At 71.7% G+C, this 10,172-nt stretch carries 11 protein-coding genes; 9 read left to right on the top strand and 2 right to left on the bottom strand.

All coding sequences use genetic code 11. The features are described 5' to 3' along the window. Window positions 1-55 precede the first annotated feature (55 nt). A complete protein-coding gene (gene glpK / locus KGQ19_RS31465) occupies window positions 56-1,576 on the top strand; it encodes a glycerol kinase GlpK (protein WP_212015902.1) in 1,521 nt (506 codons plus the stop codon). Between the two features lie 44 nt (window positions 1,577-1,620). Here the strand turns inward: glpK and KGQ19_RS31460 are convergent, their stop codons facing one another. Next, a complete protein-coding gene (locus tag KGQ19_RS31460; RefSeq protein WP_212015895.1) occupies window positions 1,621-2,181 on the bottom strand; it encodes a TetR/AcrR family transcriptional regulator in 561 nt (186 codons plus the stop codon). A gap of 38 nt (window positions 2,182-2,219) precedes the next feature. On the opposite strand from KGQ19_RS31460, the gene KGQ19_RS31455 reads away from it, so the two are divergent. From KGQ19_RS31455 to KGQ19_RS31425, 7 genes are all read left to right on the top strand, one after another. After that, a complete protein-coding gene (locus tag KGQ19_RS31455; protein WP_212015893.1) occupies window positions 2,220-3,266 on the top strand; it encodes an epoxide hydrolase family protein in 1,047 nt (348 codons plus the stop codon). Window positions 3,267-3,363: 97 nt separating this feature from the next. Beyond that, window positions 3,364-4,404 (top strand): quinone oxidoreductase family protein, encoded by a 1,041-nt coding sequence (locus KGQ19_RS31450; RefSeq protein WP_230419740.1) that lies wholly within the window; start codon window positions 3,364-3,366, stop codon window positions 4,402-4,404. 275 nt (window positions 4,405-4,679) lie between these two features. After that, window positions 4,680-4,988 carry a hypothetical protein gene (locus KGQ19_RS31445; protein ID WP_212015891.1) on the top strand — a complete coding sequence of 103 codons (309 nt, stop codon included), beginning with the start codon at window positions 4,680-4,682 and terminating at the stop codon, window positions 4,986-4,988. A 2-nt stretch (window positions 4,989-4,990) separates the two neighbouring features. Further along, window positions 4,991-6,229 carry a hypothetical protein gene (locus KGQ19_RS31440; protein WP_212015882.1) on the top strand — a complete coding sequence of 413 codons (1,239 nt, stop codon included), beginning with the start codon at window positions 4,991-4,993 and terminating at the stop codon, window positions 6,227-6,229. Between the two features lie 36 nt (window positions 6,230-6,265). Beyond that, window positions 6,266-7,189 (top strand): hypothetical protein, encoded by a 924-nt coding sequence (locus tag KGQ19_RS31435; RefSeq protein ID WP_212015880.1) that lies wholly within the window; start codon window positions 6,266-6,268, stop codon window positions 7,187-7,189. Window positions 7,190-7,199: 10 nt separating this feature from the next. Then, complete coding sequence (locus KGQ19_RS31430) at window positions 7,200-7,850, top strand: hypothetical protein (protein ID WP_212015878.1); 651 nt, start codon at window positions 7,200-7,202, stop codon at window positions 7,848-7,850. A 2-nt stretch (window positions 7,851-7,852) separates the two neighbouring features. Beyond that, a complete protein-coding gene (locus KGQ19_RS31425; RefSeq protein WP_212015876.1) occupies window positions 7,853-8,461 on the top strand; it encodes a hypothetical protein in 609 nt (202 codons plus the stop codon). 147 nt (window positions 8,462-8,608) lie between these two features. On the opposite strand, the gene KGQ19_RS31420 is transcribed toward KGQ19_RS31425, so the two are convergent. Continuing rightward, window positions 8,609-9,175 (bottom strand): TetR/AcrR family transcriptional regulator, encoded by a 567-nt coding sequence (locus KGQ19_RS31420; protein ID WP_212015875.1) that lies wholly within the window; start codon window positions 9,173-9,175, stop codon window positions 8,609-8,611. A gap of 87 nt (window positions 9,176-9,262) precedes the next feature. Here KGQ19_RS31420 and KGQ19_RS31415 point away from each other — a divergent pair, with 87 nt between their 5' ends. Beyond that, window positions 9,263-10,162 (top strand): SDR family oxidoreductase, encoded by a 900-nt coding sequence (locus KGQ19_RS31415; protein ID WP_212015873.1) that lies wholly within the window; start codon window positions 9,263-9,265, stop codon window positions 10,160-10,162. Window positions 10,163-10,172 lie beyond the last annotated feature (10 nt).

The raw sequence follows: 10,172 nt of genomic DNA, 5'->3' as shown, positions 1-10,172 counted from the left end.
CTCCCCTCCCGTCCCGGTCGCCCCTCGCCGCCCGTTCCCACCGAAAGGCCGCACCATGGTCGCGCATTTCGTGATGTCGATCGATCAGGGCACGACCTCCACCCGCTGCATCTTGTTCGACCGGGGCGGCCGGCTGGTCTCGGTGGCCCAGCGCGAGCACAAGCAGTACTTCCCGAAGCCGGGCTGGGTCGAGCACGACGCCGCCGAGATCTGGCGCAACCTGGAGCACCTGGCGCCCGAGGCGCTGGCCAAGGTCGGGGTGAGCGCCGCGCAGGTGGCCGCGGTCGGCATCGCCAACCAGCGGGAGACCACCGTGGTCTGGGACCGCCACACCGGCCACCCGCTGGGCCGGGCCATCGTCTGGCAGGACACCCGCACCGACGCGATGGTCACCGAGTACGCACGCCGGCCGGACGCGGCGATCGTCCAGGAACGCTCCGGTCTGCCGCTGGCCACCTACTTCTCCGCGCCGCGCATCCGGTGGATGCTCGACCACACGCCGGGGCTGCGCGAGCGGGCCGAACGCGGCGAGGTGCTGTTCGGCACCATGGAGAGCTGGCTGATCTGGAACCTGACCGGCGGGGTCGACGGCGGGGTGCACGTCACCGACGTCACCAACGCCAGCCGCACGATGCTGATGAACATCAAGACCCTGGACTGGGACCCGGAACTGCTGGAGTTCTTCGGGGTCCCGGCCGCGATGCTGCCGCAGATCCGGTCCTCGTCCGAGGTCTACGGGACCGCCGACCGCGCGCTGCCCGGCGTCCGGATCGCCGCGGCGCTCGGCGACCAGCAGGCGGCGCTGTTCGGCCAGACCTGCTTCGCCCGCGGCGAGGCCAAGTGCACCTACGGCACCGGGAGCTTCCTGCTGCTCAACACCGGCGACACCCCGGTGCACTCGACCCACGGCCTGCTCACCACGGTCGGGTACCGCATCGGGACCGAACCGGCGGTCTATGCCCTCGAGGGCTCCATCGCGGTGACCGGTTCGCTGGTCCAGTGGTTCCGGGACAGCCTCGGGCTGATCAGCACCGCACCCGAAATCGAGACCCTGGCCCGGTCGGTCGAGGACAACGGCGGCTGCTACATCGTGCCGGCCTTCTCCGGGCTCTACGCGCCGCACTGGCGCAGCGAGGCGCGCGGCATCATCGTCGGGCTGACGTCGTACATCACCAAGGGCCACCTGGCCCGGGCCGTCCTGGAGGCGACCGGCTGGCAGACCCGCGAGGTGGTGGACGCGATGAACGCCGACTCGGGGCTGGCCCTGACCACGCTGAAGGTCGACGGCGGGATGACCTCCGACAACCTGCTGATGCAGTTCATCGCCGACGTGCTCGCGGCGCCGGTGGTCCGGCCGATGGTGGCCGAGACGGTGTCGCTGGGGGCCGCGTACGCGGCGGGGCTGGCCGTCGGGTACTGGCCGGACCTGGACGGGCTGCGCCGGAACTGGCACCGCGCGGCGCAGTGGACGCCGTCGATGGACCCGGCGCGCCGGGAGAGCGAGTACGCGAACTGGCACCGGGCGGTCGAGCGGACTTTCGACTGGTTGCAGCCGGCGCCGGACCCGGCGGACTGATCGGCCGAGCCCGTCAGCCTGATCAAGCGAACTCGTCGGTCTGATCACCCGTCGGCGAGCCGTTGGATGGTGGCGGCCAGCCAGGCCTGAAGCTCGGCGGGGTCGCCGAGTTCAGACCGCAGCACGCGGCGCCGGGTCGAGACGCCGAGCACGAAGGCGTCGATGGCTGCGGCGCGCTCGCGGGCGACCGCGTCGTCCAGGCCGCTGTCCCGCAGGGAGTGGTACAGCGGTCCCAACGAGTTCGTGTCCAGGAAGACGGCCAGCGCTTCGGCGGCTTCGGGCCGCTCGCCGGACGCCCGTTGCAGGACCAACAGCGGGTCCTCCCCCGGCGCGCCGAACCAGCGCCGGACGATGCTCGCCGCCAGGCGGGAGCCCAGCTCGGAACGGTCGCCGCCGACAGAGTCGGTGACTGGGATCTCCACCCGGGTCGCGGCCAGGAACAGGCCGTCCTTGCCGCCGAAGTAGCGGGTGATGAGGTTCGGCGACACACCGGCCGCGTCGGCGACGCCCTTGACCGTGACCGCGGCGAAACCGTGCCGGGCGAACAGCGGTCGGGCGTGCTCCAGGATCCGTTGCCGGGTCGCGGCGGCGTTGCGCGAGGTCATGTGTACGAGCATACACATCGGTGTGTATGCTCGTACACATGGACGACGAAATGCGGGAACGGCTCCGGCGGACGCGACGTGTCACGATCCCGTGGAGCGCGGACGGAACGCGCGGCATCACCGCCGCGCGCCTCGATGAACTGCTCGACCGCTGGACGGACGGCTACGACTGGGACGTCCACGAGCGCCGCATCAGTGCGTTGCCGTGGGTGAAGGTGCGGACCGGCGACACCGAGCTGCGGATGATCCACCAGCGGTCGACGAACCCTGACGCCCCGGTCGTGGTACTGCTGCACGGCTGGCCGGACTCGGTGCTGCGGTACCAGCGGGTGCTGCCGCTGCTCACGGACCTGCACGTGGTCGTCCCGGCACTGCCGGGCTTCCCGTTCGCGGCCCCGCTCACGGCTCCCGGCATGTCGGCCAACCGGATCGCCGGGATGGTCGCGGACGCGCTCGCCGAGCTCGGCTACCCGCGGTACACGCCCTCCGGCGGCGACGTGGGTGCGGCCATCGCGGAGATCCTGGCGGCGGACCATCCGGACCGGGTGGCCGGCCTGCACCTGACGAACGTCTCACCGCAGCACGGATTCATGGCGGACCCGGCCAAACTCGCGCCGGACGCGGCTGCCTACGTCAGTCAGGCGGCGGAGTGGCGCCGGACGGAGGGCGGGTACATCGCCGAGCAGTCGACGCGGCCGAACACACTCGCCGTCGCGCTCGGCGATTCGCCGGCCGGGTTGGCGGCGTGGCTCGTCGAGAAGCTGGAGGCGTGGTCCGACGAAGGCGCGTTCACCACGGACGAGTTGCTCACCTGGGTCAGCGCGTATTGGGTCACCGGGACGATCGGCAGCTCGTTCGCCATGTACGTGGAACCCACCGCGCTGCCCGAGCGGGTCCAGACTCCGACGGTGCTCTCGGTGTTCCCGCACGACATCAAGCCGGCGCCGCGCAGCTACGCCGAGGCGTTCCTGAACATCCGCGAGTTCGTGGAACACCAGGCCGGCGGCCACTTCGCGGCTTGGGAGCAGCCTGCGGCGTTCGTCGCCGACCTGCGGCGCGCGGTCGAGCTGGGCGGCTCAGAGTAGGGGCGAGCCTGGTGGTGCCGGGGCGAGCCTGGTGGTGCCAAACCCAGCATGAACCGGCACTCCTGTCCCGGCGCGCCGCATTGCCAGAATGATCGTCATGAGCAATGAGCGCACGCAGATGAGGGCAGTGGTCATCCCCGAGTTCGGGGAGGCGGAAGTGTTGCGGGAAGCGGCGATCGCGGTGCCCGAGCCCGGCGCCGGGCAGGTGTCGATCGACGTGGCGTACGCCGGGGCCAACTTCGCGGAGGTGTTGTACCGGCAGGGTGTGGTGGACGTGCCGCTGCCGTTCGTGCCCGGCATCGAGGTGTCGGGGCGGATCCGCGCGGTCGGGGCCGGGGTCGAGGGTTTCGTGGTCGGGCAGCCGGTGGCCGCGCTGACGATCGTCGACAGCGGCGGCTACGCCGAGGTCGCGGTCACCGACGCCCGGCTCGTCGCGCCGCTGGCCGACGGGACGGCCGACCGGACCGGCTCGGATCCGGCGACCGGGACGGGCCTGGACCTGGCGACCGCGGCCGCGCTGCCGTCCAACAGCACCACGGCGTTCCTGGTGCTGGACCAGATCGCGCGGCTGGCCCCGGGCGAGAGCGTGCTCGTGCACGCGGCGGCCGGCGGCGTCGGCAGCCAGCTCGGCCAGGTGGCACGGCTGCTCGGCGCCGGGCGGGTGGTCGGGACGGTCGGCAGCGCGGCGAAGGTCGAGGTGGCGCGCGGCTTCGGCTACGACGAGGTGATCCTGCGCGCCGAGACCGGCACCGCGGGCGAGTTCGACGTCGTGGTCGACATGGTCGGCGGTCCGGCGCGGCAGGCCAGCCTGGACCGGCTCGCACCGCTGGGCCGCCTGGTGGTCATGGGCAACGCCTCCGGCGCGCAGGACGTCGGGATCTCCGCCAACGAGCTGTGGTTCAGCAACAAGACCGTCTCGGGCTTCAACCTCGCCGCCTACTCCGCGGTCCACCCCGACCGCGCCGGACAGGCGCTGCGCCGGGCCGCCCGGGCGGCGGGCGACGGCGAGCTGCGGATCCAGGTGGAGACACTGCCGCTGGATCAGGTCGTCGAGGCGCACCGGCGGATCGAGTCCGGTTCGACCACCGGCAAGCTGGTGCTCGACGTGGCGGGTTCCGCGCGGATCGGGGATTCCTGACGGACGGGGAGTGGTCCCCTGAAAAGAGGAATAGGGTGCCCTGATCGGTCGGTCGGAGGCAGTCGCATGATGCGTGGACCCGGCCGCGCGGGGCAAACGAGGGCGATTGATGTGGGCGGACACGATCAAGGCACTGCAAAGCGGGCAACCGAATTGGCCGGGCGTCCGGGATCCGGGCGACGGCGGACCGACAGGCACGCGTCCCTTGTCAGCCCCGGCCGGTACCTGACATAAAACTTGCATAGCCGCATAAGAGCTCCACACGGGGAAAAATCATGGCGGATCTGGTCATCGACACGGGGATGCTCGCCGACCTGGCGAAGCAACTCTCAGGGATCAAGGACCAGGTGGACAACGCGACCAAGTTCGTCGACGGCTACCGCGGCGGGATGGGCTCGGGCCCGGTCTCCGACGCCGTCCACGGCATGGCGGACATCTGGAGCAAGAAGCGCGACGAGCTCGACAGCCAGTTGGACACGCTCTCACAGATCGCGGCCAACGCCTCGCAGACGTACGAGAAGACGGACCGCGACCTCGCCACCTGCATTGAGAAGGCGATGTCACAGACGAAGTCAGGGGGCTGAGCGTGACTGACTGGACCGCATTCGACTGGGACGGCGCGACAGTCGACCAGTTCGTCCCGGGCGACCCGACGGCGCCGGCCGGACTGGGCAAGCAGATGCGCGACGCCACGGACAACATCCACGCGCAGATGGCGCGCCTGAAGTCGCTGTCGGACACCGGCCAGGGCTGGCAGTCGCCGGCCGGCAAGGAGTTCGTCAAGAAGGCCGGCGACACCTCCGACCTGCTGGAGAAGGTGGCCGGCCGGTTCGGGGAGACCTCGACGGCACTGGGCACCGACATCCGGGACATGCCGCCGACCGCCGACATCGCCTGGTCCTCGGGCACCCAGTGGGCCTCGACCCTGAACCTGGCGCAGAAGAAGGCCGCCGACGCCATCCGGCGCGGGCAGCAGGCCTACCACGACCACCAGGCCGCGCAGCGCCAGATCGACGCGGCCGACACCGCGGCCGCGCAGCACCCCGCGCCCGGCGCGGTGCCGACCCCGGCTCCGACCCCGGGGGCCAGCCCGACCCCGAGCCCGGACCCGGCGATGCAGCGGCTGAACAGCCAGAAGGCCAACGCCGCGGGCGACCTGACCAAGGCCGGCAACGACCTGGACGCGGCCGTGGACCTGCGCAACAGCGAGGAGAAGGCGGTCGCCGGCGCGATCAACAACGTCACCGACAACGACGGCCTGAAGGAGAGCTTCTGGGACTGGGTCGGCGACGTGGTGGCCGACATCGGCCACATCGCCGGGGTGATCGCGGCCATCGCCGGCGCCGCGCTGTTCGTCCTGGGCATGTTCACCGGCGTCTCCGAGTTGCTGATCGCGGTGGTGACCGTCATAGCGGCGGTCACGGCGGTGACCGCGCTGGTCTGCGATACCGTGTCCGCCACGGACGGCCGCGGCACCTGGCTGGACGTGGGCATCGACGTGCTGGGCGTGCTCTCGCTGGGCGCGGGCAAGCTGCTGGGCGCCGGGGTGAAGGCCGGGGCGACCGCGGCGCGGGCCGAGGCCGGCGCCAAGGCGATCTCCACCTTCAAGGAAGCCTGGATCAGCGGCGAGGACTGCGCCGGCGCCTGGGAGGTCGCGGCCAAGGCCAGCGGCGGCCTCAAGGGCGCGGACGCGTTCAAGGCGGTGGCCGAGGGCGCGGACAACCCGTGGTTCCCGAACGCGATGAAGACGCTGTTCAACCCGGCCGCCCTGCACGCCGCCGGTCCGGCGGACATCCTGGCCGGGATGCGGGGCGCGGCCGGCTGAGCCGGGCGACGAGGGAACTGGACGGACACGAGGGCGATGGCGCACACACCGGCTGACATCACAGGGCTGCTCGACGGACTGGGGTCCGCCGACCTGGCGGCCCTGGCGGCTGCGGGGTTCCGGATCGAGGAGCTGCGCACCCTGGCGGCGACGCCCTACGGCGCGTCGCAGGTCGAGGCGGTGCTGGCGTGCCACACCTCCGCCGTCGGCCGGGAGCCGACCGACGTCGAGCGGGCCACGGCGCAAACCGCGTTCCGCCGGATCGGACACGGCCCGCGGCCCGAGGGGGCGCGGGACATGCAGGCCGAGCGGGCCGCGGCGAAGACCAAGCCGCGGCCGGCCGGCGGCCCGGGCGGCGGGAAGACCCGCCCGGAGCGCTCGCCTGTCGGGGCGTGGGGCACGGCGTTCGCCGTGCTCGTGGTCGCGGTGGCGGTCACCCTCGTGGTGGCGATGTACGTCGGCCGCCCGGCCGCGCTCGGCGTCGGTTTCCTCGGCCTGCTGGCCATCGGCGGCACCGCCATCCGGTTCCCCAACTCCACCCGCAGCGGTGTGAACATCGCCGCCGGGCTGACCGTGGCCGGGCTCGTCGCCCTGGTGGTCGCCGCCGTCGGCGGTCCCGCGCTGGGACTGCGCTACAACGGCAAGCAGGCGTCGGCGACCACGGTCACCGCCTCCGCCCACACCAGCAGCCACGGCGGCGGCCGCACCCTGGAGTGCGCAGTGCAGGCCCCCGACGGCAAGACCGTCGATCTGAAGTCCTGCCCGGACTCCGTCACGAACGTCGGCAGCAGCACGGTGGCCGCGTTCAGCTACGTGTACGACCCGAACGGCCACTCGGACCCGGCGCTGGGCGCCAAGTCCGATCAGGGGACCGGTTCGCAGTACGCGCTCATCGCCGCGATCGTCGTGGCCGCCGCGCTGGCGGGCCTGGGCATCGCGCGCTCTCGCCCGCAAAGCTAAGGCTTCTGTGATGAACGGCCCTGAAACCGGCGCCCAACAGCCCGAGGCCGGCGCCACGCCGGACCCCGGCGCACCCCCCATACCCCGCGACTACCGCATGGCCGTCCCGACCGGCTGGCACCGCGTCGTGCTGGACCCGCAGTTCTGGGACCGGCAGATCGCCAAGGTGGTCGACACCCAGACCGCGGGACGCGATGACCTCCCGCTGGTCAAGGCCCGGCTCACCGAGTTGATCCGGGAGCAGGCGCAGGCCGCCTACGACAACGGCGGCGTGGCGATGTACCTGTCGACGATGCGGATCGGCGACGTACCGCTGTCCGCGTCGGCGATCATCACCTACGTCCCGGCCCTCGGCCGGATCCTGCCCGCCCTGGACCAGCTGGCGATCAACTACGCCGCCGCCGGCCACGAGGCGACGATGGTCGAGCTGCCGGCCGCCGGCCTGGCGCTGCGCCGCCGGTACCGGGAGGAACTGGTCTCCGATCCCAAGGACGGCAAGGGAGTGCGGACCCTGGTCACCACGGTGGTGGAGTACCGGCTGAACATCCCCGACACCCCCAACCAGGTGGTCGTCACCTTCTCCACCCCGGTCGAACCCATCGCCGACGTCATGGCCGAGCTGTTCGACACCATCGTCGGCACCTTCGGATGGACTTTCTGACCATGAGCATCGCGATCACCGACCTGAACGTGGACATCGGCGTCCCCGGCGGCGCGATCCAGCTGCCCGTCGAGGCCTCGCTGTCCCCGGCCGACCTGGAAAGCTGGGCCGAGTCCGTGGCGTTCAGCCGCCTGGCCCCGAACACGCCCCGGGACGTCGTGGCTGCGCTGTCCGAAGCGCTGCTGACGGCCGCGGCCGACTCCCGCACCCGGAGCCCCGCGCTCGCGTTCTCGTTCTGCCCGCAGCCCGAACACGGCGAGCTGGCCCGGATCGAGGTCCGGGGTCTGAAGGCGGACGCCGGCCTCACCGTGGAGGAACTGGCCGACTACTTCGGGACGGCCTTGTCGATCTCGCTGGAGCAGCCGGAGACCACCCGCGGCGAGCTGCCGATCGGGCAGGCGGTCCGGGCCCGGCACCGCTTCCAGGGCAGCATCGACGAGTTCGGCGACGGCCCGGTCCTGCAGACCGTCGCCTACGCGATCCGGACCGAGGGCGTGGACGGCGTGCTGCTGTTCACCATGACCTGGCAGGCGCTGTTCTTCAGCGACGAGCTGTTCGAGCTGGCCGACAAGCTCGCCGCGACATTGCAGTACACGCGGCCGAGACGCTGACGGTACGCGAGCGCTCGCCGTGCGCCGCCCAGCCTGATCCCGCGAGGTTCGCCGAGCTGGAACAACGGAAAACGGTGTGACCAGGCCCCCGGCACGCTGATGCGGTCGGGGCAGGCCGACCCCGACCGAGCAGCCGAACAGCCGAGCTCAGCGCCCCTGCTCGATGACCTTCTCCAGCGTCGCGAGGCACTCCTCGATGCAGGCGCTCATATCGCCGACGTCGCTGCGCACCCACTGCGCGAACGCCGAGCGGAACACGGCGATGCCGGCGTCCGCGGTCAGCCGCGCGTCCGGGTCCGGCACGCCCCGCGCGCGCAGCGCCTCGGTCAGGGCCCCGGCGATCCTGTCCATCTTGGCGCCTTCCCGCTCCTGGAGCTCGGGGTGCGCGTCGATGATGACCTGGCGGGCCTGGGACAGGGGGTGCCGCTCGTCGAAGAACTCGGTGACCGCGGACAGCGCCGCCTCGATCGCGCCGAGCGGGGTGGCCTCCGGCGGGGCGGACCTGAGCGCCGCGACCATCATCGCCTCCAGCTGTTCCCCGCCGAAGAACAGGACCTCGCGCTTGTCGCTGAAGTGACGGAAGAAGGTGCGCTCGGTCAGACCGGCGCGTTCGGCGATCCCGGCGACCGTGGTCTGGTCGTAGCCGTGCTCGGTGAACAGTTCCATGGCGGCTTGTTGGAGACGTCCTCGGGGGTTCGACGGCCAGCGACTCATGGCCCCATGGTAGTTGATGACAGTGGCTGACATCAGTGCTAGCCTGATTGATGTCAGCAACTGTCATCAATGGCCCGGGAGGCCACCATGCGTGTTTTCGTCACCGGCGCGTCCGGACACATCGGTTCGGCCGTCGTCCCCGAACTGCTCCAAGCCGGGCACCAGGTCGTCGGGCTGGCCCGCAACGACGCCGCGGCCGAGCGGATAGCCGCCCGCGGCGCCGAGGTGCACCGCGGCGACGTCTTCGACCCGGACACCTACCTGGACGCCGCGGCCGCCGCCGACGGCGTCATCCACCTCGCCTACGACCACTCCTTCACCGACGTGGCGGACGCCGCCGCCAAGGACCTGCGCGTCATCCAGGCCGTCGGCGAGCGGCTGGCCGGCACCGGCAAGCCCTTCGTCGGCACCGGCGGCAGCCTGATGCTGGCCATGCGGGCCCCGGGCGAACTCGGTCTGGAGCGGCAGACGCTGCCGGCCGGCCCGCGAGTCGCCTCCGAGAACACGATGATCGCGCTGGCCGAAAGCGGCGTCCGCTCCTCATGGATCCGGCTGGCCCCGCTGGTCCACAGCGACCTGGACCACCACGGCTTCGGCCCGATCATGATCGGCATCGCGCGGCGGAAGGGCTTCGCGGCCTACCTCGGCGACGGCGGCAACCGCTGGACCGGGCTCAACACCCGGGACGCGGGCCGGCTCTACCGGCTGGCGCTGGAGAAGGCGCCGGCGGGCACCCGGCTGCACGGCGTCGAGAACGAGGGCTACGCCTTCCGCGAGATCGCCGAGGCCTACGGCAAGCGGCTCGGCCTGCCGACCAAGTCGATCGGCGCCGACGAGGCCGCCGAGCACTTCGGCTTCCTCGGCGGACTGGTCGGCCTGGACAACCCGATGTCGAACGACTTCACCCGCGAGGTCGTCGGCTGGGAGCCGGAGCACGCCGGTCTGATCGAGGACCTGGAGCAGGACCACTACTTCGTGGAGCAGTGAATCCGGTAGA

Origin of the sequence: Catenulispora pinistramenti (genome assembly GCF_018274385.1) — a bacterium.
In the GTDB taxonomy this organism is placed as follows: Bacteria; Actinomycetota; Actinomycetes; order Streptomycetales; family Catenulisporaceae; genus Catenulispora; species Catenulispora pinistramenti.
This window is presented reverse-complemented; position numbering and strand designations above follow the sequence as displayed.

Bases quoted from the DNA above. Each gene is read 5' to 3' on its own strand.
- glpK (WP_212015902.1), top strand. From the start codon at position 56: ATGGTCGCGCATTTCGTGATGTCGATCGATCAGGGCACGACCTCCACC.
- KGQ19_RS31460 (WP_212015895.1), bottom strand. From the start codon at position 2,181: ATGACCTCGCGCAACGCCGCCGCGACCCGGCAACGGATCCTGGAGCAC.
- KGQ19_RS31455 (WP_212015893.1), top strand. From the start codon at position 2,220: ATGGACGACGAAATGCGGGAACGGCTCCGGCGGACGCGACGTGTCACG.
- KGQ19_RS31450 (WP_230419740.1), top strand. From the start codon at position 3,364: ATGAGCAATGAGCGCACGCAGATGAGGGCAGTGGTCATCCCCGAGTTC.
- KGQ19_RS31445 (WP_212015891.1), top strand. From the start codon at position 4,680: ATGGCGGATCTGGTCATCGACACGGGGATGCTCGCCGACCTGGCGAAG.
- KGQ19_RS31435 (WP_212015880.1), top strand. From the start codon at position 6,266: ATGGCGCACACACCGGCTGACATCACAGGGCTGCTCGACGGACTGGGG.
- KGQ19_RS31430 (WP_212015878.1), top strand. From the start codon at position 7,200: ATGAACGGCCCTGAAACCGGCGCCCAACAGCCCGAGGCCGGCGCCACG.
- KGQ19_RS31425 (WP_212015876.1), top strand. From the start codon at position 7,853: ATGAGCATCGCGATCACCGACCTGAACGTGGACATCGGCGTCCCCGGC.
- KGQ19_RS31420 (WP_212015875.1), bottom strand. From the start codon at position 9,175: ATGAGTCGCTGGCCGTCGAACCCCCGAGGACGTCTCCAACAAGCCGCC.
- KGQ19_RS31415 (WP_212015873.1), top strand. From the start codon at position 9,263: ATGCGTGTTTTCGTCACCGGCGCGTCCGGACACATCGGTTCGGCCGTC.